This is a genomic window from Prevotella sp. AGR2160 (assembly GCF_000424185.1).
Lineage (GTDB): Bacteria > Bacteroidota > Bacteroidia > Bacteroidales > Bacteroidaceae > Prevotella.
The window spans coordinates 1-26052 of sequence record NZ_AUJK01000014.1 but is presented as its reverse complement, the minus strand read 5'-3'; the positions used below and the strand labels follow the sequence as shown (position 1 = coordinate 26052).

The following is a 26052-nucleotide window of genomic DNA, read 5'->3' as shown; positions in this document are numbered from 1 at the left end:
ACTATTTCGTTGATTCCGGTTCTTCCATCTTTCCGCCTTTGGCCGACTCATTGGGCAGCAGTGCCGTCTCCGCGATATCGGAATAGGGGATCCACTGTTTGATGGTCACGCCGCTGATGATAAGCTCGTTGTTGGCCAGGACGAGTCTGACATTATAGATATAGCCACGCATGAGCGTGATGGAGGAGATATCGTTGCTATAGGTGTTACCGTCGATGATGGCGGAGAAATGGAGCGTCGTCGGCTGCGTCTCGGAGAACGGCAGACAGAACACGCTGTCGGCATAGTTCGTGTTCGTGTTCAGCGTACGCAGGTTCGAGGAGTCCTGATGATAGTAGCGCACGGTGTCCTGGTTGCCGGCCTTCGTGGGCGTCGGCACATAGGTGCCGTCGGTGATATCCATCGTGCCGTGCATGGCGAAGCCGCCGATCATGCGGAAGTCCGTCAGGGACGCGGAACCGATATAGTCGGAGGCGACACGCAGGGAGAACTTGATCATGCACTGGGCGTGCTTCATCTCGATGTTCGTCGTGGGATGGGTACTGTTGAGCGGCGTACTCGTGGAGCCGTTATACCCTACCCAGCCACAGTACATATAGTCGGTACCCGTCGTACAGTCGATAGTCCAACTGTGGACGGACGGCTGATTGGTGTTGACGGGCGGCAGGAGGCGGTTGCCATTGTTATCATAGTTGTACACGTTACCGTTGAACGTCATCGTCTTCTCATAAGGCCAGTAGGCGCAGAGGAGACCTTCGAGATCCGAACTGAGGACGGGCTTCTCACTGCTGCTGTATGTCATCCACTGTTGCTGAGGATAGTTGCCGGAGGCGTAGAAACGGAAGTTGTCGATCGGCTGGTTGCGCTGGTTATTGCCCGCCTCGTCCTTCGTGATGAAGATATACTCATCGTAGGGACTCACGGCCTTACGCACGAAAATGCCCAGACGGTCCTCGCCGCTCCAGAAATAATGCGGGATGGCCGGACTGGGATTGTTGGCCGGCGTATACTTATAAGGACTGGCCGACGACGGGTTGTCGGCACGGGAGGCGACAGCCGTCGCTCCCTTGGCGCCCATGGGCGTCTGCGTGACACCGGTACCGTCACTCATGGATACCTGAATCTTCAGCATGGAACTGTTGCCGTCACCGGTGGCGGCATTCTGGTCCTCACTGCTGCAGGACGCGAAGGTCATGGCCACGAGGGAGGCCATGGACAGGAGAAAGGTTGGAAGGAATGTTCTCATAATGTTATTCTTTTTGTTATTATTCTTATTGTTATGATATCTTGCTGTGATTGAATTTCTTTTGAAGATTGGACTTCTTGTCGTGATCGGATAGTCCTTATTTAAATGGGGGCTTATACCGGCGGTAGACTTTCACGGGCCGGATGTTATAGGCCACGCTGTCGCCGTGGATCTCACTGCTCGTGTTGTAACCGCTCGTTGCCCCCGTGCCGACGATGAAATATTGCGGCTGATAAGGGATGACATCGACATGATGGGAACTCGTCCAGTAACGGCCGCCGGCATTGACATCATTGAGCGTCTGGATAGTATCGGTCTTGTAACCGCCCGTACCCTGCGTCTTATAGGCACGGTAGCCGCCATAGGGCAGGAAGATCGCCCGCGAGGGATCACTGACCAGTGACACACGGTAGCCATAGACGGTATTGCCCTGGCGGTTGACGGAGGAAGCGACCGTCCACGTGTATTTCGACGGGTTCGTCAGCATCTGCCACTCCGTACGCGTGGGCATGCGGTTCTCATTGCCCAGGACATGGCGGGCGGCATCATACGGCGTGCCGCCGATATCCTGCCAGCCGAGATTCCGGAGCTTGGTATAATAGGACGGGCCTACCCAGTGCGTCCCCGAAAACGGGACGGTGTCGCCCCACATATAATAGTCGCCGATATCCATGGAGTCGGCGGCACCGAGGTTGTTGGCGGCCCAGAGGATCTTGTTGCCATAGACATCCGTCATGTCCATATCGACATAACGGGCGGTATCGAGGCGGTAGTCGTAAGGCTCCACAGCATCGGCGAGGATCCCCGCCTGGTCCCACGGGACGATCTCCACATCACTGAGGTAGAGGCGGACACTGGAGAGATAGAAATGGAAATAGTAGACATAGCCCTGCTGCAGCGCCAGGTCTTTCTTCACGCCCGACTGGACCTCATGGTCGATATCGAAGCTGAAATAGATCGGACTGACCTTCTCCTTCGGGAAGACATAGAACATGTCGATGGTACTGTCAAGCTTGAAGGTCAGCGGCGGGTCGTAGGTCTCGCTGATGATGGTGTCGGTGACATTGCTCAGCTCACCCGTGCCGGCATTGAGGTCGGCCTCCCGGCCGAAGCCGTCACTATGGATATTGACACTGTAGATACGGCTCTGGTTGTTGTAGCCTTTGTTGCGGAGCACGAAGACGATGACGGCCTGGGCATGCTGGAAGTTGAGATCCGTCGTCGGGGCCTTGCGGCATACCGGCTCATAGCTCGTCGTGGAGTTCTGCTTCAACTGGTTGGAGAGGGTCCATTTGGCATACATGATGTCGACATAGGGATTGCAGCGCCAGTGCATCTTCGAGAGATCGGAATAGCCGGCATTGTAAGGATAATAGGCGCAGACCTTCGCGCCATTCTCGTTGAGTCCCACGCCGTTGGCCTGCTGTCCGCCGACGGGCATCCACTCTTGTCCGTTGTAGGTGTCACTGCGGATGCCCTCGCAATACCAGTGATTATTGACGTGGCCGCCGTTGTAGGCCGACTCGTCATCGGCTTTGACAACGGTGATGCCGATATGGGAACCGTTGAGGAAATAGTGCTGGCCGATGATATTGCCATGCATGTAGACGGCACGCGAGAGGGGCTCGAGGCCGACGGCGGCGTTGACCTTCAGATAATCCGACGGTCTCCCGTCGTCTTGCCCGAGATCCGAGACGGAGCAGGCGGCCAGCAACAGAAGGGATGCCCACAGGAGGATCCGCAACATTTTTTCCGGTTGATGGTGTAAGCGTATGTTCATGATTTATCGTCTGAAAAAGAGCTGTCCCCGCCCATCGATGACGATGCCGCTGGCGGCCGTCGCCCGTTGACCGGAGAGATTATAGAATGTGCTGCGGGGATGTGCCGTCGCGGAAGACGGCACGGTGCGGACGGCCGTCGTCGGCAGGCCACCGACAAAGACCTTCGCGGCCGCTGGCTGCGTGCCCCAGTAGATGCGGAGATAGGCTTTTCCGGCACCGAGCGTTCCCGCGGAGGCGCGATAGAAGATGCCGTCGGAGAGGATGAGGTCACCGTAAGCCGTCGACGACTGGCCGATCTCCGTGGCCTCATCGACGGCAATGAGACTGTTGTCGCTGACATCGGCCGTCACGGCACCGTCGGCGGCGGGCGCGAGATAATAGACGGTCCCGGGCGTTCCCGAGAACAGCACCCCCGTGCCCGCAGGTACAGTACCCGATAGTTCCCGTGTGGCGATGGTCTTCGTCGCCGCGTCATAGGTCGTACAGATGATCAGTTTCCCGTCCGAGGCCTGCTCCTGCGTCACGCCGTCAGCCGCGAGGACATAGGTCCCGTCCGCGGACACGTCATAAGGCAGCCGGACGGTCTCCACCGACTTCGCCAGGGAGAGATAGCAGGTCTGCGTGGCCTTCGCCAGGATGTCGGCCCCGAGCTGCGCGGCCAGCGAGGCATGGCTGCGCACGGGATACGTGATGGCGGTGATGCCCGTGCAGTCCTTAAAACTATGCTCGGCAAAGGTCACGGAGGGCCGTAACACGACCGTCTGCAGTGATTTGCACAGTTGGAAGGCATAATCGCCGACGGTCGTCACCGTCGCCGGGAGGGAGAAGTCGACGAGTGCCGCGTCGCTGTTGAAACAGAAGTTGCCGATCGTCGTCAGGGCGCTGCACCCTTTCACCATCGTCAGGAGGGGACAGGAGTCGAAAGCATTCGCCTCGAGAGTGACGACCCCCGGCAGGTCGGCCGTCGTCAGGGCACTGCAGCCACTGAAGGCATACTGTCCCACGGTAGTCACCGTGGACGGCAGGGTGACGGACGTGATCTTCTGACAGGAGGAGAACGCCGAATACTGGATGGCCGTCACCGTATAGGTCACACTGCCGTCGGACACCGTGGACGGGATGACGACATCCCCGGCGATATCCGTGTCCGTGGCATTGCCGCCGTCAAAGAGGGCGTCTTCTGCCGACACGCCGACTCCTACGGTCTTTTCCGTGGAAGAGAGGATCTCGAAAGAACAATCCACGGCCTTCCCCGACACGGTGATGTCGGCATGGAAGGCCATGGCGGGCGCGAAAGACGCCAGAATAAAAATAGATGCGATGATTCCTCTTTTCATATCTCTTCGTTTTTTAATTGATATCATAAGTTCCTTTATCCTCAAAGAGCCAGCCCACGACCTTTACCGAGGAGAGTTCCAGTCCCGTGCCTCCGAGCTCTATCGTGAGATGATAGTGCTTGCCGGGCTCCAGCGTGAAGTTTTTCTCCGCCCGGTAGACAAAGATGTGATGCTTACAGGCCACGGGATCGAAGACGAGCAACTGCACGAAACTGCTGTCTTTCCGGATGGTCTGCGGCGGGATGATACACTCCTGGTGACTGCGCTTCAGGGTGTCGGGGGCATAGGTATAGACGAACGCGGAGTCGGCAGCCGTCCCGGAGACCGTCGTCAACGGATGGATGTCGGTCGTCGCGTTCTTCGTGATATAGTCCGTCAGATGGTAACGGATGGCATAGCAGACAGGACCGACCTTACAGGTGGAGAGGGTGTCGAGCATCCCCTGCGTCAGCGCCGTGCCGAAGCCGTCGATGACGAGGTTCCCCGGTGCCGGCTTGAAATCTATGGACAGTTTACAGAGCTGGTGATTGAACACGATGTTCAACTTCTTCAGACTCGGTCCCGGGGCGAAGCCGGGATTATAATAGCTCACGAAATCACTGGAGTCGAGTCCCGCCTCCTGATGCTTCTTCACCTCGAAATAGAGATTGGCGAGGTCCTTGGGCTTCGTGATCGACAGATAAGGGGCATAAGCGAGGACACGGGCATTGTCGGTGGCCGACTTCCAAGCCATGGGACGCGTGCCCTCCGAACACTGTGCCCACAACGGCGTGCCATCAGGCCGCGGCAGGTTACACCATTTGACATTCGTACGGGTATAAGAATCAACAAACGACTGGTAAAGGATCGTCAGACTGAGGTCAGAGGCGGTATAATCGGAGACGGCGCGACTGCTCTGCATGACACTGATCTCCACAGGAATCTCCCCCTCGCTCTTTGAAGTGATGGTCCCGGGATCATCGGTACACGCACAGACACATGCCAATACTCCCATGAAAAAAACAGTAATCCCCAATCGTATCATAACTTAAATGTATCGTATTCCGCAACAAAGTTATGAATTAAATTTTATAATAATTATAAAAATCGCAAAAATTACCCCCCTGTTAACATTTTTTAGTATTAAAACAAACACAGCATCAAAAGGCCCTGTAAACGCGGGGAAACAAAAGATCAACGGAACGTGACAAAAGGTTAAAGATCAGCCATAAAAGAAGGCCCCTCCCGGGGCCTTCTGCAATCATTTCAAACATTGTGAGAATTTCTCGCCAAAGCGGTTGGTGAAGGTCACGGTGGCCGTGAACTGCTCCATCGGGCCTTTCTCCACACCATCCTCCTGCCACGTTACGGTGCACGCGGGATCACCATCCCGAGGTTCTGACAGGAGGCGGCATACTGCGGGAAGAGATTCGGCGTGTCGAAGACAAGGTCGCCGAGGGTCATGCCGATGATCTCTCCGTTTCCTTTCAAGGAGTCGACGGTATGACGAAGGTCACGCAGCGTCTCGTTCTTCCACCGCCCTACCTCATACGCATCACGCATCTGGGGATCACTGATGGCGATATAAGTGAATTTGTCGGAGACCGTCTTCCGCTTCTTCAAGACAAAGTCATTACTTTCGCGCTTCACCGCCTCACGGACGGGGATATAGAAACGGGCGAGTCCGTGGTCGTTGTTCAACGCATAGGCCGCCGGCGTGGAGATGGCGACAAACTTTCCCAGACAAGTGTCACAGTCGAGGGCCCAGCGGCCCTGCGTGTCTGTGGTCGTGAAATGAATACCGTCGTTGACGACGACACCGGCAATGCCCTTGCCGTCGGTGGTACGTACCTCTCCCCGGAGATGGAACAGCGTCTGCTGGGCCATGGCCGAGACGGAAAATGCGGAGAGGATACCCCATAATAAAAATCTATTCATAGGATTCTGCTTCTCTTAAATCAGTGGTAAAATGTTCTTGCTCATAGGTGTTGCCGTATTCATCCACGGCCTCCACGCGGATGACCTTCGCCTCCGGATTCTTCAACTGATAGATGAAGTCGTGGTGACTGTTGGGCGCGAAATCTTTCGGATTACGGTTGAGCACACCCAGATGAAGGCCCGTGGCCCACGCGTCACTGGTGGCATGCTGATAGGTGTAGGACGTCATCGACGGTGTGCCGCCATTGAGTACCTTGATCGTCAGCTTACCTTTTGACTCAGAGACATACTGCGCCACACGACAGGTCACCGTCACCGTCGAGACACCGGCAGAGAGCGTGCCCAGCGCCGGCGTCGTGATCGTTCCGACGGCCTTGGCCGTTCCGACCTTGACATACCCCGGATGCTCATAGATGCGGGCACCGTCCCATCCGCTGAAACCACGGAGCACACGATAGCTCTCCGCCATGGTGAGGATGAGATCATTGCTGCCATCGTCCGTTGCCTTACAAGCGGTCACGGGAACATTCGGATCGATGACCTTTCCACCGTCACCATCCATGAAGCCGCCCTTGATGCCCGGTTGATTGGCGACAGCATCACCACCCCACAACATGAGGTCGAAGTGCTGTTCGAGTAAGGTCTGGGAGACAGATGGTGTCTGCGAGAGAACGGTCGACTGAAGGACAACGGGACTCACCGACGCGTCGTCAGCAGTGATCTTCATCACCACGGGGCCGGAGACCTGCGGCGTGCCCTTCAGAGGCAGTATGATGTTGCCGCGCTCACCATCAAGGGTCAGCGTCGTATCGTTCACGGCAAGACCTTGGGCACCGGCACCGCTGAGGGCTGTGTGCAACGTCAGGCTCATGCCCTGATAACCGTAGGTGAAAGGCAGATCAATGGTCTGATCACTGACCTTACCGACCTGCAGGTCACCCGAGAGTTTGCCTTTGCCGAAGGTGAAGGGAGCGCCCTCCTCCTGATCGCAATAAACGGTGAGGTCCCGGCCGGCGGCATGGATGAGAAAGGAGTCCCGACGGGCCGCACCCGTGTTACGGGCTGACATCACCTGGATCTTCTGCCGCGTCACGCCGTCACCCGTGCCCTTCATCATATCAAAGGAGAGCCAAGGGGATTCCGTGGAAACGGTCCACTCACCCTGCGTACATATAGTAAAGTCTTTCTCTCCGGCAGCATAACCGAAACGGAGCTCGGAGTCGGAGCGCAGCACGAAGTTGTCGTCGTCAGAGCTGCATGAGGTCATCGCCAGCCCCGCAAACAAGGCCAGCGCTGATAAGAATAGCTTGTGTTTCATTTTTTCAATCTTTCTTGTTAACGATCTTTCAATCTTCCCATCCATAGTTCTGCTTGAGGTTAGGGTTCTTCACGAGGGCGGCACGAGGGATGGGATGGAGATACTTCTTGTCGCTCCAGTCGTTCTCGTTCTTGATATACAGACGACCGTCCCGGAAGGTATAATACGGGGCCTTGCTCAAAACGATGTAATAGACGCCCGACTCTGTCTCCGACGGTTTCTTGTCACAGACCTCAAGGTCCTTCACGCCATCACCATTAGTGTCGTAAGCGACATTCTTCTCACCGATATAGATACTGTTCCACGGATCGGTGAGCATCTCACCTTCGCCCCAGCGCATGAGGTCGTCGTAGCGCAGGCCGTCACCTTCGAAGAAGAGTTCGATGGCACGCTCGCGGCGGATCTCCAACAGCCATTTATCCGTACATTTATTCCGATAGTAACTGATGAGATAAGGATCGGCCGTGGCCGGCGCATCGCCTTTCACGCCGGCACGCTCACGCAACGGACGGATGGTCTTGTCCCAGATCTTCGTGTCCATCTCGCCGAGCTCAGCCTTCGCCTGCAGCACACGCGGAAGGATATCGGCAGTGAGGGCAGCGGTATTCTTCACGGTGAGCTTCTTCAACTCGCGCCACGAGGTTCCTTCATACATTCCAGCATAACCCGTATAGACCGCCGCCTCCGTCCACGTACCGTCAAGGTTGCGAAGGGTAGCCACAGGGAATCCCTGAGTTTCTATCTGTCGCTGGATAGGGATAATGGTAGACAGATCGTTGGGATCATAAGAATACATCACGGCAGGCTCATGATACAGACGCCGCCACAACTCGATATTGTCACTTACCGTCAACCATCTGTTCAACTTCAGTGAGCCCTTGGCACGGAGGTTGAAACGCTGAAACTTCTCATCACCTATTTTATAGATACCACTCGTTCCATAATAACCTCCCGACAACAGATAGGTGGCACGGTCGGAGCCGCCGGAGAGACTGAGGTTATGCTGCGTGGCCGTATAGCTGTCTTTATAAATCTCACCAAACCAGTCGGTATTGCCGAAATAATCGTAGTATCCCTTACCATTGATTCGAATCTTCTCCAACGTAGGATCGGCATCACGGCGCTGCAACTCACTGTACCAGTCATCCCAACTGACAATAAACTTATTGAAACGGTTGTTGATGGTGCTGGGCTCCTTGCCCTTATAGTTGACATAAGCATGATAGAAATCCGTGGCCCACTGCAGGCCATTGGTCACCATCTGCGGCTTGACCGTACGAGAGAGAAAAGAGAGACTCCCACTGTACTGAATGGAGGGACGACCCTTCTTCGCCTTCTTCGTCGTGATGAGGATAACGCCGAAGGCTCCCCGGGCACCATAAATAGCTGTCGACGAGGCATCCTTCAGTACGGAGATACTCTCCACATCATCGGGATTGACAGCATTGAGGTCACCCTCTACTCCATCGACAAGTACGAGGGCACTGCCGCCGGCACCGATGGAGTTGACATTGCCACGGATATGGATCGAACCGGTACGGATAGGCTTGCCATCCGACATCGTAATCGTCAACCCAGGCACCTGTCCCTGTAAGCTGCGCGTAATATTAGGATTACTGCGGTTCTCGAGTACATCACCATTAACGGAAGAGATGGCGCCAATGATATCACGCCGTTTCTGCACACCGTAACCGACGACAACAAGCTCATCAAGGTTATGTACACTGTCTTTCATCTTCACGTGAAGCGTCGTGTCATTCCCATTCTTGCTCACCTCCCCCTGGCTCACATCAGCCCATGTAGTCAAGGGTACTCCCGCTAACATGGCTGCGAGCATGAGAGGTCTGGTCTTTCCTTTGATCTTTCTCATCTTTTTATAATTTGTTAGAATAATGGTATTTTTTATTCGACCGCAAAATTACGTTAAGGAAATTACATATCCGTAAATAGAATATTTCAAATCCATAACATCTGGAAAAAACAACAGTGCCAAAGGTATGCACAAGTTGTGCAGACATCGTGCACACTTTGTGCAAACCGTTTGCACAAATGTTAAACAACGGATTTCTAAAAAAATAACCGAAAAATTTGGTCATTCCGAAATAAAACCGTATCTTTGCACTCGCTTTTCGACCAAAAGCCTTTGAGGGTTGTTGTTTTCAGCAGCAACTCAAAGAAATCTGGAGAGATGGTAGAGTGGTCGATTACAACGGTCTTGAAAACCGTCGTACCGAGAGGTACCGGGGGTTCGAATCCCTCTCTCTCCGCCAGAAATGCGTAACTCGTTATTTATCAGCAAGTTGCGCATTTTGCGTTAAAAAGACCGGACGATTGACGGACGGCTTCTGTTAAGCATTGTTGGACGTGCATCTTTTATAGCTGGGAACGCAGCGACAAAAGATGTTAAAAAAATGTGCTCTAAAATTCAAGGAAGTAATGTTTCCAAGCTCGTAGGCTACACCTACCCAAAACTCCACAAAGGCAAAGAGTGGTATGTCGACTTCTATGCACTCGACCCTGCCACCGACACGATGCGGCGTAAGAAGTACAGCATCAGTACTGAATTTCGTGTTTCTGAACGCAACCGGCGCGCTACTGAGATTATCAATGTAGTGAGCAGTAAGCTCATGAAGGGATGGAATCCGTGGGTACAGACTGACAATTCCCGTGCTTATGTACTCTTCGAGGATTGCCTGGAGAGGTATCTCGATTATGTCGACCGCATGGATCGCAAGAAGACACGGCAGAGTTATCACTCGCGGGTCAATGTGCTCAAAGAGTATATTGCCACCCGTACTACCCCATTCAAGTATGCTTATCAGTTCGATGAGTCCTTCTGCAACGACTTCATCGACTGGATCTTTCTCGACCGTGAGAGTTCTCCCCGAACGCGTAACAATTATCGTGGCTGGCTCTACGGCTTCTCTGAGTTCATGGTTGCCCGCAAGTACATCGCTAACAATCCTGTTGAGAAGATCAAGGTGATGCCAGAGAACGGGGAAAAGTTCCGCAAGGACCTCACTCCGGAGATGCTCAAGACGATGACCAAGTATCTCACGGAGCATGACAAGTCCTTCCTCCTGGCCTGTCTCATGCAGTACTACACGCTCATCCGTCCCGGCGAGCTCAGCAATCTGAAGATTGGAGACATCAGCCTGAAGAATCAGACTATCTTCGTTTCCAAGACTTTCAGCAAGAACCATCGTGATGCGGACGTGGGTCTGAACAAAATCATCATCAAACTGATGCTCGACCTCGATATCTTCAAGAGCACGAGCGACTGCTATATCTTCAGCCACGACTTCAAGCCGGGCAAAGAGCATGTAGGCAGCGACCAGTTCAACAAGCGTTGGAAGACGATGCGAAACGCACTGAAATGGAGCGACTGCTATCAGTTCTATTCTCTGAAGGATTCCGGCATCCGTGACCTTGCCAATTCCGAGGGTGTTGTCGTTGCCCGTGATCAGGCACGCCACAGGGACATCTCCACAACCAACCGCTATATCCAGAAGCATGATGTGCAGCCGGGAACGCTCAACTTTGAGGGTAATATGGTCTATGAAAAGCCCAAGGCGAAGGATGACGTTAAAGACAAATAGACAATAAACGAAACCAGCCACCCGTGAGATTAACCTCACAGGTGGCTGATTTATGTTTGACCAGCATGTGTACCGGCTAACGGGTGCAAGTCCCGAGCAGACCTTAGTAGTGGGAACTGCATAGCCAGAGAGACAAGGGTGTCCATCGCGAGGTGGAATCTGAAAGAAGTCAGCGGCAAACACCTGCCCCGACGTACAGAAACCTAATACCAAGGCTTGCTTGCGAGGGTGAGGCGGCATAAAGCGTCAAAGCCCTATAACTACTCGGAATCGCAAGGAGTAAATTAGGCGGGGATAAGATGGAAAGTTAGTACGCTTAACTGGTGAGGTCTCACGGACATGACGATTAGTTGCTTTTACGAAAGTCGTGGAGTAATGCTTGCCGTGAGAAGTCAGCCGAGGTCATAGTAGTCGCAAATTGACACGTGCGTCGAAGGACCGAACCTTAATTAAACGACAGTAATTGAAAGTTACCTTATGCAGGCAAGAATGCAGAAAACATGGTCTCAAGGCAATGACTGCCCTCAAAGAGACAGGACGGAATCCGAAGGGTATGAGGGAGTGCAGACCTACATATGGATGACCGAAGACAACGTCGTGGAAGTACCATTTGACAAGGCACATTTATTGGAGGTCATATTGTCCCCGAAGAACTTGAACGCCGCTTATAAGTGCGTGGTGAGGAACAAGGGCTGTGGCGGTGTCGACAAGATGTCATGCGAGCAGTTGCTCCCGTGGCTGAGAGCCAACAAGGACACTCTGATAAAGTCCCTTATGGACGGCAGCTACCGTCCGAATCCCGTCAGACGGGTAGAGATACCCAAGGATAATGGCAAGAAGCGCCTTTTAGGGATACCCACCGTGGTAGACCGCATGGTGCAACAAGCCATCAACCAAGTTCTGACTCCCATCTATGAGAAACAGTTCAGCAGGAACAGCTTCGGCTTCCGTCCGAGGCGTGGCTGTCATGATGCGTTGAAAAAGGCGCAGTCCATAATCACGGACGGCTACAAGTACGTAGTCGACCTGGATTTGGAGCGCTTCTTTGATACGGTCAGCCATAGCAAACTCATAGAAGTTCTCTCCCGAACAATCAAGGACGGGAGGGTTGTCTCGCTTATACACAAGTATCTTCGGAGTGGCGTAATGGTAAACGGCTTGTTCGTGCGCAGCGATGAAGGTACACCGCAAGGTGGCCCGCTGAGTCCGTTGTTGAGCAACGTGATGCTTAATGAACTGGACAAAGAGCTCGGGCGCAGAGGACTTCCGTTTGTCCGCTATGCCGACGACTCGATGATATTCTGCCGCAGCAAACGGGCTGCGGAACGTGTAAGGGAATCCATAACCAAATTCATCGAAGGCAAGCTTCACCTAAAGGTCAATAAGGAAAAGACGGTAGTCTCTTATGTCCGTGGTGTGAAGTACCTCGGCTACTCCTTTTACATCCAAAAGGGCAAGTGCCTTCTGACGGTACATCCCAAGACCAAAGCCAAGATGCGTCGCCGCTTGAAAGAGCTGACGGGTCGCAGCAATGGCATGGGCTATGCCAAGCGGAAGGAGACTCTTCGCCTCTACATAAGGGGCTGGGTGAACTACTATCACCTTGCCACTATGAAGAGACTGGCCGAGGAAACCGACGAATGGTTACGGAGACGCTTGCGTATGTGTATATGGAAGTCATGGAAGCTTCCCAAGACCCGAATCAAGAACCTCATTAAATGCGGAATAAACAAGTATAACGCACGCCGATGGGGTTATGTTAAGGGCTATTGGAGAGTAGCAGGGACACCGATTATGCATATGGCTGCATCTAACGTGAACTTGCGCAAGGCTGGTTATACGTTCCTATATGACGAGTATGCCAAATGGTTACCCAAAAGAGGAACCGCCGTATGCGGAACCGCACGTACGGTGGTGTGAGAGGTCGGTAAACACGAAAGTAGGAGATAAGCACCTATGATTAGTGTTTACCTCCTACTCGATTATATGTGTATGGTATGAGAGTGCGATTTTTCCTTGTATCGTTGTAGCACTTATGGCTGTTGTGAGAAATTTGTTTGATTATCAACCATTTATGAAACGATACACCTTGTAGCATCCTCTCTTTGCGCTACAAAAACTACTCTACAGAGAACGTATAACAGATACTGGAGAGCGTCGGGGAGATCATATTACCGAGGTAGAACACCCCGTAATCGCCCGGTGTCAGCCGTGCTGCAGGGATCGTGATGATGGAGCTGTGGTCTCCGAAGTTCTGATACCCGAACGACAGATAGCCAGCCTTGTCAGCCTTCTCCGAGTCTGCGGTGTTGATGAGTGCCGCCTTTGTCTGGAACCACTGCAGCCGGCGGTCTTTCTTCGACGAGGCGAACCTCACGACCTTGAACAGTGCCATGCCGTCCTCCCGTTTCTCTGCCCTGAGATTAATCAGCACCTTCACGTCCTTACCCTCATGCCTGCACTTCAAGGCAGATGAAGAACCGCTGAAGGTGAAGTCCATGCCCTCGGCTCCTGCTAACGTGTTGGCGGCATCGGCGAGACTGCCCACATTGGCAGCCGTACCCATCACCTGGGCACCAGCCACTACGGCTCCCAAGGAAGAGCTCCCTGCTCCCGCAATCATCCCGATACCTCCCAAGGCTCCGGCGGCACTGGCGGCAGTACTCACGATGGAGGCAAGCTTGCCGAACTTGTTCTTGTGCTTCTCCATCTTGCCGTCTTCCATAGGCAGTGCCTTCAGGCTGTTGTCAGCAGCGACTAAATACATCAGGTCAGCAGCCGTTGTGTCAGGTTCAACGATTTCGGCGGCCTGCGCCTTGGCGGTTGAGCATAATCCTCCGGCCATCAGCATGAGGACGAATGTGAAAACACGAATCTTGTTCAAATGTTTCATAACGTGAAAATGTTGTTGGTGAATAATATGAATTGTTTTATGTTCTTTGGGTTATACTTTCGCTTTTTATCGGTGCAAAAATAATCAATTTCCTTGAAACGACCAATACATTACTTAATAAATATGTGCTTATCCACATTTTGTTGTACCTTTGCATCTATGAAACATTCATATCTGCGTCTGCATGCCTCCATTCTGTTAGCAGGAGCTACGGGCTTGTTTGGCAAGATCATCACCATCAGCGAACTGCCGCTGGTGTTCTATCGCGTATTGTTTTCCGCCCTGCTCCTCGCCTTTGACATGGGTGTGCAGCACCGGCTCCACCGTCTGCCGTGGCGTCAGGTAGCCATGATGATGGGCTGCGGCGTACTGTTGGCCGTTCACTGGGTGTGCTACTACGGCAGCATCAAGATGGCCAACGTGTCCATCGGTGCAGTGTGCTTTGCTCTCGTGGGATTCTTCACTGCCATCATTGAACCCATCATCGGACGGCACCGCCCTTCGTGGCGTGAGCTGCTGCTCAGTCTGCTGACCGTCTGTGGCATCATGCTCATCTTCGGATTCGACGTTCGCTATCGCGCCGGCATCGCCGTGGGCTGTCTCTCATCCCTGCTTTATTCGTTCTTCTCCGTACTCAGCAAACGGGTACAGGCCACTACAGGACGCGCCAGCAGTACCATGCTGCTCTATGAGCTCACGGGCGGTGGAATACTGCTCGCTGTGGCCACCCTCGTCTATGGTGTGGCTGTACCCCAGGCTGTTGTAGTACCGCCAAGCCACGACCTGATAGCCCTGCTCGTCTTTGCATCGCTGTTCACCATCGGACCGTTTCTGCTCCAATTGCAGTCGCTTCGTTCCATCTCAGCCTTCACCGTCAACCTGAGTTATAATCTCGAGCCCATCTACACCATCACGCTGGCCATGTTGCTCTTTGGCGAGGCGGGTGAACTCTCTTTAGCCTTTTGGGGCGGCATCGCACTCATCCTCTTGTCGGTAGCCGTACAGACTATTCTTGCCGTGCATTCAAGGAACAAAGGCAACAGATAACTTCGTCCCACGCCAGGCTTTTTCCCACCCTTCCCTATTTTTCCTGCCATGCCGTGTCCTGCCATTCCGTTGCGCATGGAGTCGCAAGTCTTCGCCGTTGCGCCGTCATGCTTCACTCCATTTTCAGGCACCGCATGGCAAACGCTTGCAGCGGGACGGCTCTGCGATACCGTCCTTCCTTGATGCCGGTCCATGACTGGAGTGAAGACTGCACAAGTTCCGTTTCCTCTCCAGTCATCAACCGCATCCGCAAAAGTTCCGGCTTATTGCTTTGCCCCACCGTTGCGAGGCACCACGAAGAAGGCACTTGCAGGGTGCCTCACGACCCCTACCCGATTAAAGGGTCACAGCCGTTGCCCGATGCCTAAGTGTTTTCTTAGCCCATGCCCACGCCACAAAACGGACGACGGCTATTCTGCTTTTCTGACCGTCCATCCATTACCGTCCGCACACTCCCGGCAAAGGCTGGCCGCTCAGCAGAACGTGCCGGCGAATTGACTTCCCTGCCAAGGCGCAACCGCAGCCCGACGTTGCCGGTCTTCACTTGCGCTTTCTTGTCAGTGAAAACAATTCTGTGCCGTCACTGTAGCCGCCGTCCGCTTTGTTCCCACCCTTCCTGAACCGTTTCCGACCACTTCGGGAAACCTAAAGAAAGGGAAATTGACTCCTTGTCTATACACGTGCCACCGCCACAGCATTGGCAGCCCTTGACATCGACGGATATTCCATCTGGACATCATACATGTGGAGTATCCTGTAGAGGTTGCTCTTGCTGCGGTAACCGGTACGTTCCATAATCTCCTTGATGCAGTACCCCGCCTTATACATGTTGATGACCAGCTTATAGCGTTTCAGTTTGCGGTCGTTGTAGTTGGTGGAATAGAGTTCCGCCTCCAGGTCATCGTGCGTGTTGCGGTCGCGCTTGCTGAACACCTTGCAGATAAGGTCCAGCGTGTTGACCGTCTTCGACTCCGGGAACAGTTCGTCCTGCGTGTCCAGTCCGTCGGCGATGGAGACAATCCTTATGCCCGTCTTCCGGCAGAACTTCACAAAGAATATCATATCGTGGAAGTTGTAGAAGGCGTTGTCGAACGAAAGCAGCACCGCGCAGTCACCCTCCTGGAGCTCGTTGATGAACGCCTCCCATTGAGGCCGTTTCCTGCCCTTGCCGTTTTCCTTATAAAGCGTCTCACACCCGTGCACCCGCATCTGCTGGAGTGCATCCTCACCGTGCTCATTAATATGAGCATTACCGATATATCCGATATGTTTCATATTTCTCTGTGATTTATTTACAAAGATACTAAAAATATTCCATTTCTCGGCAAGTTAACCGTTATAATATCAAAAGATTACGAAATTAGTACCAAATTCGGCGTATTTGGTTCTATTTTCGAGTTTTACAGAACCAATAAGTTGCAAAACGGGTAAAAGACATACTATTTTGAGGAAGAATTGTTATCTTTGTTGTAGTATCTCACCAAAACCATCACAACAATGACAACAACCGGAAAAAACGGATTGCAACACCATCATTATCAGTCGGAACGGAGACTTGTCCGGCAAACCATTCATACCATATTCACCGTATTACCCATATTATCCATATTGACGTTTTCCGTCCTTTTGTCTGCTTGTAATAAAGACGACAAATACCAGTTCACCACCAGTCGCAGTGCGGTCGAAACCTACCGTGCGTTTCTCAGTAAAATCAAATCTGTCAGGACCAGCAATACCAAGGAATATGTCGCCTCATTGAAGGAATGGAAGGAAGTAAACGATACCGTTTACAAGTTCCTCGTTGCTGACTCTGCTTTTGTGAAGTACCATAATGAGGCGAACGACTATTTTCTTATCCGTGACTCCATCCGCAAAGAGCTGCTCCGTCTCGCCGAGACCTGGCGCTATGGCTACGACGACGTGCTGTCCATCAAGGAGCAGACCAGCACCTATAAGGATGACAGCGAACTGGCGGAAGCCGTCAGCCTTGCCACACCTTTCTTTACCTCCCTCGACAGTACCGCCATCAGTGTCTGCGACAAGGCCTCCATCCTGAAACGGTACCGCTACTTCCTGACCACCACCCTCAGCAAGGGCGTCAACAGTCGTGAGGACATGCTGCGCTTCATCCGTGACGAAGACTATATGTTCCGCACCTTCCTCCATCACCTCTATGAGATGGACGACGAGCCCCTGGCAGACATCAGCCGGAACACCGAGGCCATCTGCCGCAACATCTTCATCGCTGCCCGTGAAGGGCGCATCCCCTCCAAGGATGCTATCGTCTATATGTCCATGCGCACCGTGCGCAGGCTGTTGCAGAACTCCGCCGAGTGTGTCGAGAACATCAACCGCCTGGAGATGAAAGGCAAGGCACAGGGCAATGCCTACCTCTGGATGATTATCCAGCCCTTTGTCAGCATCGACCCGTTCCTGCTGGCCACCATGACCCCACAGGAGCGCAGCCGGTTCGAGTATATCGTCACCCATCTGCCCAAGTCGCGGCGGTTTGCCGATACCTTCGACATCAACCTGAGCGCATTGAACTATCTGCTGCCACAGCAGTTGCTCAAAATATATGTTTTATCCGTCTAATCCAAACTAATTATGATTGTAAAAGAAGTAAACAAGTTTATGGCCCTGATGCCATTGATGCTGCCCAAACTCATTGACAGCAAGCAGTGTGTAGAACCCGACATCGCCGAGGACTCGGCGGTACTGTACTTCAACCTTGAAGAGCGTTTCCCCATTGGCATGGTGATGGACATGATCGACGACGACCTCGACCTTCAGCTCCTCTACCACGGCTCAAAGAAGTCAGAGCCGCGCATCCTCCACTGCTGCTTCTTCGCCAGTCCCAAGCTCGGCAAGAGCATGTTCAAGATCAACTTGCTCACCGGCACCGACGGCTTTGTAGACAGTGTTGCCGTCACCGTCTATGACACCGTGGATGTCTTTGCCGAAGAACTCGACAGCGATCTTCTCTCCCACACGCTGTCCTTCGACTTCACCGAGGCGATGACCAGCCAGGAACTGTTGTCTGTTTTTTGCAAGATGAGCTATGAGACCTGAGCTGCTTTATTCCATTGCCGATGTCATCAACGCCCATGGTGACACCTATCATGCCGTAGTGCCTTTTGCCAAGCACGACTATATGGTGCAGGAAGGCAGCCGCCTCGTACGTTCCTCCTGTTACGTGCTCCGTGTCATGCTTTCCGGCAAGGCAAAGAATCATGTGCGCCGGACGGTGTGGAACGTCTATGAGGGCGACATGGACAAGATCATTCAGAAGATCAGTCGCCGCGACAAAGCCTTTGCTGAGCGGATGAAAACCTGCAATCCTTCCCCCAGGGATGTGGAGTGGATCATTCGCCGGGCCACGCTGAAATCGCTGACGCTGAAGATCTCCAACTCGTCTTACCATCTCTATGTAGATTGCATCAAAAACTAATCCCAACCATCATGTATTACCCATATTACTATTAAGAAATCATGACTGCAAAATTACTCTTCATATTACTCGTTTCGCTGCTGCCGTTGGCCGTCTCTATCGCACTCGCCCGCAAGGGTCGCCTCATGGTTGTCCGCCGCTGTCTGTCACGTTCCGAGAAGCGCGCCAACTTTGCCGCAAGTCTGCTTGCCATTGTCATTCTCCTCTTCCATTTGGCTTACTCGTTGGCTTTCCCCGTGACGATCGGTCTGGCCATCTCATCGCTCTATGCGTTCTTTGCCATAGCCGTCAAGCGCAACACCCTTCTGCTATTGTTCATCCGTTCCTCCATGCCCATCTATCTTGGTATTTTCGCCATCGCGGTTCCCATCGGCTTTATCCCCGGCATGTTCCCCATCGCCTACACGTTGTCTGCTGTCCTGATTACAGCCGCCTGCCTGCCGGACATACCCCAGCAGAACATTACAGAATCTGATGCCACTAAACATTGAATCAACGAATAAGCAATGAAGCAAAAGAAGAAATCGACTGTCAACTGGATGGCCATCGGCCACGAACTCATCAACTGTCTTCGAACCAAAGACCGTCACCGTCTGTCACGTTACGATGCTTTCGTATGGCTGATGGAATCCATCGGCAAGGGCATTCCCGTGTGTAATGAACAGGGCGAACAGATCCATGTCCTCCCGTTCACTGCCTCTTACATGCGCCTGGCTGAAGAATGGAACTGGGAACGGCACACCGTACAGCAGTTCCTTGATGAGCTTGCCGCGCTCTCGGTGATCTCACGCCAGCGCAAGGGCAACACCTTCGTGTTCTCCTTGGCCAAGAAGTCCCACAAACATTTACTCCTTTAACCTCATGTCGCGATGCTTCAAATTCTCCTTCTTTTCCATTCAAACCTTTCAGGAACCGGTGCACTCCGTTTCAATAATTTTCTAAGCCGAGCGAGCTTGCTTGCCTTTCTTCACCAGTTTAGTGCAACCTACGGTTTAGGCACGATTTTCCAAATCGGTAAGCCTAATTAGCGTTAACTTACATTAACGCCCTGAGAGCCCCTCCAAGGGAGTTCCTGCGGGGAGCAAGCTCGGGCTGAATAGGTAATAATATTGTCAATAAAAACGAATATGGCAGGAAGAAAACAAGTCATGGACATGCGCTCTGAGACGGGTGGTGTCAGTCAAAAAGAGAGTGATGAGCAGCAACGCAACTGGACTGCCCAACAGTGGAAGAAGAAAGCCGCGGACAGTCTTGCCAACTACGACCCTACCCGTGCTAAGCTCAACTTTGAGGTCGTACGGGGAGGGGTCGTGCAGCCTATAGATACATCCAAGAGCATCGCTCAGAAGATGGCTGAGAACCTGGCAGCCCGCGGCATCAGGGATCCGAACAGTAACGCTGACGGCAAACGGAAGTACCGCACCATTGCCAAGTTCATCTTTGGCGGTAACCGTGAGCGGATGCATGAGCTCGCCTTTGGCACTCAGAAAGTCGATTTGACGAAAGGGGCGGACAACAGTGGCATCACCCGTTGCCAAGAGATCGAGGACTGGGCACGTGACGTATATAATTTCATGGCCAAACGTTATGGCGAGGATAACATCATCAGCTTCTATGTCCACCTCGACGAGAAGAATCCCCACATTCATTGTACAATGGTGCCGGTCGATATAGCCCGTAACCGTATCTCATGGAGAACAGTCTTTGGCAGTACCATTGAGGCTGAATCGGCAAATATGACCGCCTTGCACTCCGAACTTGTCGAACAGGTCAACAAGAAGTGGGGACTGGAACGTGGCAGCAATATGGAGGAGACAAAAGCCCGGCACCGCTCCACCGAGGAATACAAACGTGAGCTTGTATCAGAGGTGTGCGACCTGGAGACCACCCGTCAGGGACTGCTTCGGCAGATCCGTCGGGCCGAGATAAAGTTGAAGGGCATCTCGACGATGATCGCCAATCTCCGGGAGCGCAAGCAGGCCATTCAGGATGAGATAGACGAGATCGCCCGTCAGTTTGGCCAGGACGGTTGTGACCATGCTGCCTTGGCCAGCAGGATGGCGGCTTTGCGGAGTGAGCTCGAAGACGTCAAGAGCAAGCTTTCTCTCCGTCAGCAGATGTTGGAGGATGCCGAGCGCACCATCCTCGCTGCCCGTGCGCGTCTCGCTGCGTTGAAACAGGAACATGCCGAGATACGGGAGCATCTGGGTGCAGACTTCAACTATAAGACCACGGAGCTGCAGAAGAACTTGCTGGCGACCTACAACGACATGGTGGCTTCTTCCTGGGAACCCGTCCGTCCGACGCTCTCCGAGCACCAGCAGCATCTTCTCGACGAGTCAGGATTCACCCATCTCACCGACAATGCCGCCGGTGTCATCAACTGTGCCCTGCTCCTTTCCCTTAACTGCATCCGCGAGGCTACCGCCTATGCCGAGTCCAACGGCGGCAGCACCGTCAACAACACCGGCTGGGGACGTGACAAGGATGAGGATGACGAGCAGTGGTGGCGACGCTGTATCGCCCGCTCAGCCGCCATGATGCGGCCGGGTGGGAAGAAGCGGCAGAGAGGGCGGTAAGACGGGTAATATCAGTAATACGGTGACGAACTTTCCTGTATTACCTGCTCAGAACCTTACCGCCATTTTATCCAACAGACGCTTGTCGAGCGCGTGCTTGTTCAGGAAGATATAGGTGGTGTACATCGCCACGAAGCTCTTGCTGAGATACCAGATGCCATGGTAGTTGCCATAGTCGCCCCACGAGTTCTTCACCATATAGTATTCCTTGCCATTCTTGTCCTTCGCCGTACCGAAGATCAGCATCACGTGGTCGTAGGTCGCCTCCCACGTATCGAAATATTTCTGCCGCAAAGCCTGTGTCGGTGTCACCTCCGGTGCATCCACACCGAGACTGTCGAGTTTGCTCTTCTGCTGTGCCTTCGGCAGTTTGAGCCACCGCTCCGCATCGCTCCCAGCCAACGAGTAGGCTTTCTGTTTGTCCAAGGCCAGGCCGATGCCGCTCCGTGAGAAGTTGTCTCCACTCACATCTCCGCCCCATGCCACGCAGTAGCCGTGGGCAAGGGCATTGTCGATGACCGCCATCATTTGGTCCAGCGGAATGTTGAAACTCGGACGCGGGCGCCACTTGTAAGGTGCCTCTATCACCATCCACTCGTTAAAAGGATGATGGGTGTAACTGGTCACGCTGACATAGTCGTCCCAATCAAGTCCGAGACTTGCTGCAAACGACTGCGGGGTATAGCGTTTGCCCCCATAGCTAAACTCCTTCTGATAAGTGCCAAGATAAGCATCCAAGATTCCCGTCATGCCCTGCCGCCACTGCGTCGTGATGGAGGTCTGCTTGCTGTCAGCATAGTTGTTGACATACGCTTCCAAGGCAGGGAAGAACTCGTTGAAATTGGCGAGACTATCGCCTACCATCGCTCCCGGTCTTGTCATCGCCTCTTCCGGCACGATACCGAATCGCTTGATGACACTCACCACGTCGTCGCAGGAGCCGCCTTCCGAGAAACGGCTGCTGCCATGCATGCGGATATGGTAGTCGGCACAGTCGAGATAATCCTGATATGCCACATACATCTCGGCGAGGTCCACCGTCTTGCCCGTCTTGCGCAGGATCTCACTCTCCAAGAATCCGCAGGTGGCATAGTCCCAGCACGTCCCACTTCTGTTCTGATCCTTCACCGACGTTATCGCGTTGGCTTTGATGGTTGTGAATACCGGTGCTTTGCTTTGGGCAAAACCAGCCAGTGCTGTCGTTGCAAAAGCGACTGACAATAGCATTTTCAATGGCGTCATCATAACTGTAAATTTTATGTTGTTCAAATATGATTTTATTAAAATGTGCACTATTGGCCGTTGTGTGATCCCCAAGATGTGTTTACCTTTGCATCTGGAAACCTGCCTGTAGGCGGTCAACTGTTCTGCACGAACTTCGTCCCTCGGATGCACGCATCTCTGAGGTGTCCTTACGAAAGCTAACAGTCCGCCTGCTTGAATCAGCAAGTGCGAGTATGCTGCACGAATCTGGCTCTACGACGTGCCTGCACGAACGAATGCCCCTGTACGATCACTCATCCTACACTTGCTGAAGGTCTCCTTTTTCTAATCCTTTGCAAATATATCTGCTGCTATTTGGTCTTCATGTTTTTTAAATAGCAATATTCAGTGTAAATGAGAAGTTTATCTTTCTTCCTTCGCCTCTTGCTTTGGTAATGCAATAGGAATCATGAATTTAATCCTGCTGATACATTGGTTTTGATTTGATTCTTCATATGTACCTTCTGCTCCCAATACTGCTATTTTTATTTTTCCGCCAGCATTAGAGGTAGTGGAAGTGGATACTGTAACAGCTAAATCATAATCAACCTTAATGAAATGTCGATGGTTATTTTCTTTATTTGCATCTTTTGAAGGTTCACTATTTGCAGAAAACAGAACTCCTTCTCCTATCATCCCACCTGTAGGTATGAATGAGCCAATGGATTGTAGCTTGGGATTAGATTCATTGATAGCTTCTACTATTTGTGAAACAGACTCCTTTACAAATTGTTTTATATCCATGATATTTTATATTTTGGAATTTTTAATCTCATCATCTGTTCTAATGATTAAATATTACATCTCTATGGTATTCTAAGAAGCGTTTGCTCGGAAAATACTTTTCTGGAGTCAGTAGTTGTTTTCCTTCAATTGGTTCAAAGAAATCTGCATAGAATGTCTTTCCTACATTTGCTTTTATCTTGCTGGAAAGTATTGTCTTATAATCATCATTGAATGTTATTAGTCCTTGGTCGAACGCTTTATCATAGATAGAAGAAAGGCAAATACCATTCTCTGGGTTGAGTCTTTCTTCTTTATTGTCTGCCCACGGCATAATATGACTGGCTACGAGTAATTCAGGAATATCTATTCCAGACAAAGCACAAGTCGAATCATAATTGGCAAGGATGATAGCCCGAAATACGTTTTGGTTTACTCTTGTCTTAACTATCCTCTCTTTGTCTTTGCCTGTTAAATTATCAGATATGTCGCTAAGGACTCTTTTGTACTTCTTCTCCAGAGACGTCTTTTGATAATGAGCAAGGACTTGCTCTGTTTCGAAGACAAACTTCTCTTTGTCGGCAAAGAATTCATCCCAGTAAGGTTGACATTGCTTTGAGCCACCAGTCATACCCTTAATGCCACGTTGCTGAAGAATAGGGTCGCATGAAGCAAAATTTGCGAGACGGAGAGCAACTGAACCTGCTGTTCTTCCTATTAGTTCTGCAATTCGCTTTACATCGGGATTTGTGCTGTACATTTTCCCAAATGGAGTCTTCAAGTACAAATTGAAGACTATCATGAATTCATCCCTTGTCCATAATCGCCTAACCATTACTATTTCTTGTGTGTTTTTTGTTTTTTATTACCTTTCCAAAAATATGGATAGTTAGCAACCAATTCATTAATTTCTCTCTTCAAGTCTATATTTATATCACAGTCTGTATAGCCCTGTCTATAGTTCCTCGAAAAGATTTTTGATAAGCTCAAAGCTATTCCATTCTTGCTTTCATGCCCCCAATAATTTCCACCTGACAAATGTGTAACTCTTGCTACACTGATTGACGAAGGACTATAGGTATCCAAATTGTTTGATGGCACTGTTACAAAAGAGTAAGTAAAAGGTATATTCTGTATACTATATAATGCAGAGCCTACGGTTATACCGTCTATGGCTTTTTTCTTGGACTTATATATTAAATCCCATAACATAGGTGCCTGAGCATTATCATTCCAGTTAGTCTTACATTGTATAACTCCTATCTGGAAGGAATAAAATTGTTTTCCAATTTCATCAGAGAGAACATCAAAGTCTATGTTGCCCTTCTTATTTAGAAATAATTGTAAGTCTTTCGCCTCGACAAATGGGTAAGTTCTTGGAAATACGAGAACAATGATATCCGCTTCAGATTGACATTCCAAGTTTCTGTATTCAACTGTTAGTGCTTGGGAAACCACATCAGGGATACGCGTTTTCTTACTTCCTCTAAAAGCTACTACCCTTGAACCAACGCTACATATATTTATATACCATGTTACCAGCTTCTCCCAATATGTACCTCCCTTGCTAAGGCTCGATTGTGAACGCGCATCACCGTTATTAGTAGACTTAAAAACATCTGAAAGGTGGTCACCTAAGGATAACAAAGATTCATACGAAGGTTCATGGAGGTTAAAATATTTAGCGATATTACGATACCAAACATTCCAACTTACTTTGTCTTTATCGTCAAAGAGGTCAAGAACTGACTCTTTTCTTAGTTGCTCTATTAGATTATGCTTCATATTTATTGATTAATGATGTACGTCTCACTTTGTGGAAACAACAAAGGTCTAGACTTTGCGTCAATTTTAAAACTATAAGTGTCTCCACCAGTTCTTCTACATAGTAGAAAATCTACTGATATATGTCCCTGCTCCATGAGAATGTCAAACTGGTTAACAATAGGATTCTTAGTGTGAACAATGTCCTTAACACGAAAGAATTCTTTATTTTGCTCAACTTTGTTTTCAACATCTATCCAGAAAGTCTCACGGTGTTTAGTAAGAAGCCGTTGATGCAATGTCATTAACTGCCATACGACTACGTCATCAACTTTTTTATAGCTTCCATCTTCGTTCTCTATTGGAGAATACTCATTAGCTTCCAAAAGATCTGATAGCATATTTACATTCAATGCAAGATGTTGAGGATTAGGGCATAATGACTTGAGAGTGACATGCATGCGTTTTACACCGTCATCGTATTGATAATAGCCATACTTAGCACAAATTTCCTTAGCACTTTTTAGTTTGCTAATCTGCCAATTAGGTGTTTGTGTAAACAAAGTGTTTCTGACTTTAGCTTCTGCTCGTTTGCTCTTTAACTCAATCCCCTTGTAGTCAGGATTCTTATCCGAGTTCATAGAGATACCCAGACAGGACTCTACAGTTCGCCCAATACCAGTGTCGGCCATTACCTCTGATGGTAGCCAATCTGACATTCTTTCTTTTATTAGCCCCAACAATTCTTGCGAAACACTTGAGGCCATTTGACTCATGTCTTTTACAAGGTCTTTCAGCATCGTTTTTATAGGCAAAGCAAGGCCCAAGGGGGATTGTCCGTGGCGGGCGGATGCCGCTGCCTAACCAAAGACGGTAATACATCTATAGAAAAAGAAGGGTATATCCCTTATTCCCTTCAGGCATGACCTAAAGGCTTTCATCTTGGAGTTGAGCGATTCTGCAGAAGCATTAGTGTCTCTGTTGATAAAGTAATTGAGTATCTCGTCCTCGTAGTGCTGGATAGACTGTTTTACGGATTTAATCTCTCTAAGGGTAGACTTGGTGACCTTCTTGTACCATCCTTCAAGCGCTTTCTTCGCAGTCTCCTTGGTGCTAGACTTCGTACGAAAGATT

The 26052-nt window shown here is 51.2% G+C and carries 24 protein-coding genes and 1 tRNA gene; 10 read left to right on the top strand and 15 right to left on the bottom strand.

The window, feature by feature from the left end:
- Window position 1: 1 nt before the first annotated feature.
- The 7 genes from G604_RS0108995 to G604_RS14035 all read right to left on the bottom strand — a co-directional run bounded on the left by G604_RS0108995 (window position 2) and on the right by G604_RS14035 (window position 9469).
- Complete coding sequence (locus G604_RS0108995) at window positions 2-1246, bottom strand: fimbrillin family protein (RefSeq protein ID WP_081657729.1); 1245 nt, start codon at window positions 1244-1246, stop codon at window positions 2-4.
- A 97-nt stretch (window positions 1247-1343) separates the two neighbouring features.
- The gene (locus G604_RS0108990) at window positions 1344-2993 is read right to left on the bottom strand and encodes a fimbrillin family protein (protein WP_196801113.1); all 1650 of its coding nucleotides are present in this window, start codon (window positions 2991-2993) and stop codon (window positions 1344-1346) included.
- A gap of 36 nt (window positions 2994-3029) precedes the next feature.
- A complete protein-coding gene (locus G604_RS0108985; protein WP_036905133.1) occupies window positions 3030-4364 on the bottom strand; it encodes a leucine-rich repeat domain-containing protein in 1335 nt (444 codons plus the stop codon).
- 13 nt (window positions 4365-4377) lie between these two features.
- Window positions 4378-5358 (bottom strand): fimbrillin family protein, encoded by a 981-nt coding sequence (locus G604_RS0108980; protein WP_196801112.1) that lies wholly within the window; start codon window positions 5356-5358, stop codon window positions 4378-4380.
- Window positions 5359-5708: 350 nt separating this feature from the next.
- Window positions 5709-6281, bottom strand: coding sequence for a metallophosphoesterase N-terminal domain-containing protein (locus G604_RS0108975; protein WP_051220335.1), 573 nt, complete (start codon window positions 6279-6281; stop codon window positions 5709-5711).
- On the bottom strand, window positions 6274-7599 hold the full coding sequence (locus G604_RS14040) for a BACON domain-containing protein (protein WP_155941904.1): 1326 nt from the start codon (window positions 7597-7599) through the stop codon (window positions 6274-6276). Before G604_RS14040 ends, G604_RS0108975 begins: the two co-directional genes overlap by 8 nt.
- 28 nt (window positions 7600-7627) lie before the next feature.
- Window positions 7628-9469 carry a RagB/SusD family nutrient uptake outer membrane protein gene (locus tag G604_RS14035; RefSeq protein ID WP_051220333.1) on the bottom strand — a complete coding sequence of 614 codons (1842 nt, stop codon included), beginning with the start codon at window positions 9467-9469 and terminating at the stop codon, window positions 7628-7630.
- A 312-nt stretch (window positions 9470-9781) separates the two neighbouring features.
- Between G604_RS14035 and G604_RS0108960 the strand changes: the two genes are divergently transcribed.
- From G604_RS0108960 to ltrA, 3 genes are all read left to right on the top strand, one after another.
- Window positions 9782-9869, top strand: a tRNA-Ser gene (locus G604_RS0108960).
- 141 nt (window positions 9870-10010) lie between these two features.
- Window positions 10011-11198 (top strand): tyrosine-type recombinase/integrase, encoded by a 1188-nt coding sequence (locus G604_RS14030; RefSeq protein ID WP_051220332.1) that lies wholly within the window; start codon window positions 10011-10013, stop codon window positions 11196-11198.
- 477 nt (window positions 11199-11675) lie between these two features.
- Entirely contained in the window at window positions 11676-13118 is a 1443-nt protein-coding gene (gene ltrA / locus G604_RS0108950) for a group II intron reverse transcriptase/maturase (protein ID WP_028910263.1), read from the top strand.
- 199 nt (window positions 13119-13317) lie between these two features.
- Here the strand turns inward: ltrA and G604_RS0108945 are convergent, their stop codons facing one another.
- Window positions 13318-14091, bottom strand: a complete 774-nt coding sequence (locus tag G604_RS0108945) for a hypothetical protein (protein ID WP_036905127.1) — start codon at window positions 14089-14091, stop codon at window positions 13318-13320.
- Window positions 14092-14250: 159 nt separating this feature from the next.
- Here G604_RS0108945 and G604_RS0108940 point away from each other — a divergent pair, with 159 nt between their 5' ends.
- On the top strand, window positions 14251-15138 hold the full coding sequence (locus G604_RS0108940) for a DMT family transporter (protein ID WP_028910261.1): 888 nt from the start codon (window positions 14251-14253) through the stop codon (window positions 15136-15138).
- 672 nt (window positions 15139-15810) lie between these two features.
- On the opposite strand, the gene G604_RS0108930 is transcribed toward G604_RS0108940, so the two are convergent.
- Window positions 15811-16413, bottom strand: a complete 603-nt coding sequence (locus tag G604_RS0108930; protein WP_028910260.1) for a recombinase family protein — start codon at window positions 16411-16413, stop codon at window positions 15811-15813.
- A gap of 351 nt (window positions 16414-16764) precedes the next feature.
- Between G604_RS0108930 and G604_RS0108925 the strand changes: the two genes are divergently transcribed.
- The 6 genes from G604_RS0108925 (at window position 16765) to mobV (ending at window position 21168) form a co-directional block, all read left to right on the top strand.
- Window positions 16765-17733 carry a hypothetical protein gene (locus G604_RS0108925; RefSeq protein ID WP_028910259.1) on the top strand — a complete coding sequence of 323 codons (969 nt, stop codon included), beginning with the start codon at window positions 16765-16767 and terminating at the stop codon, window positions 17731-17733.
- Between the two features lie 12 nt (window positions 17734-17745).
- Window positions 17746-18210: a hypothetical protein gene (locus G604_RS0108920; protein WP_154534355.1), complete on the top strand. Its 465-nt coding sequence runs from the start codon at window positions 17746-17748 to the stop codon at window positions 18208-18210.
- Window positions 18200-18589 carry a hypothetical protein gene (locus tag G604_RS0108915; protein ID WP_028910257.1) on the top strand — a complete coding sequence of 130 codons (390 nt, stop codon included), beginning with the start codon at window positions 18200-18202 and terminating at the stop codon, window positions 18587-18589. The genes G604_RS0108920 and G604_RS0108915 overlap by 11 nt, the downstream gene beginning before the upstream one ends.
- A gap of 41 nt (window positions 18590-18630) precedes the next feature.
- Window positions 18631-19080, top strand: a complete 450-nt coding sequence (locus tag G604_RS0108910) for a hypothetical protein (protein ID WP_155941903.1) — start codon at window positions 18631-18633, stop codon at window positions 19078-19080.
- Between the two features lie 15 nt (window positions 19081-19095).
- A complete protein-coding gene (locus tag G604_RS0108905) occupies window positions 19096-19446 on the top strand; it encodes a hypothetical protein (RefSeq protein ID WP_028910255.1) in 351 nt (116 codons plus the stop codon).
- 270 nt (window positions 19447-19716) lie between these two features.
- On the top strand, window positions 19717-21168 hold the full coding sequence (gene mobV / locus G604_RS0108900) for a MobV family relaxase (RefSeq protein WP_028910254.1): 1452 nt from the start codon (window positions 19717-19719) through the stop codon (window positions 21166-21168).
- Window positions 21169-21216: 48 nt separating this feature from the next.
- On the opposite strand, the gene G604_RS0108895 is transcribed toward mobV, so the two are convergent.
- The 6 genes from G604_RS0108895 to G604_RS14015 all read right to left on the bottom strand — a co-directional run.
- Entirely contained in the window at window positions 21217-22395 is a 1179-nt protein-coding gene (locus tag G604_RS0108895) for a C1 family peptidase (protein WP_155941902.1), read from the bottom strand.
- Between the two features lie 399 nt (window positions 22396-22794).
- The gene (locus tag G604_RS0108890) at window positions 22795-23175 is read right to left on the bottom strand and encodes a hypothetical protein (protein ID WP_028910252.1); all 381 of its coding nucleotides are present in this window, start codon (window positions 23173-23175) and stop codon (window positions 22795-22797) included.
- A 40-nt stretch (window positions 23176-23215) separates the two neighbouring features.
- Entirely contained in the window at window positions 23216-23956 is a 741-nt protein-coding gene (locus tag G604_RS0108885) for an HNH endonuclease (RefSeq protein WP_231376114.1), read from the bottom strand.
- Between the two features lie 35 nt (window positions 23957-23991).
- The gene (locus G604_RS14810; RefSeq protein WP_051220330.1) at window positions 23992-24939 is read right to left on the bottom strand and encodes a hypothetical protein; all 948 of its coding nucleotides are present in this window, start codon (window positions 24937-24939) and stop codon (window positions 23992-23994) included.
- Window positions 24940-24941: 2 nt separating this feature from the next.
- Window positions 24942-25718, bottom strand: a complete 777-nt coding sequence (locus G604_RS14020) for an MvaI/BcnI family restriction endonuclease (protein ID WP_051220329.1) — start codon at window positions 25716-25718, stop codon at window positions 24942-24944.
- Between the two features lie 60 nt (window positions 25719-25778).
- Window positions 25779-26052: transposase (locus G604_RS14015; protein WP_036905119.1), on the bottom strand; the 274-nt coding region annotated here is incomplete at its 5' end.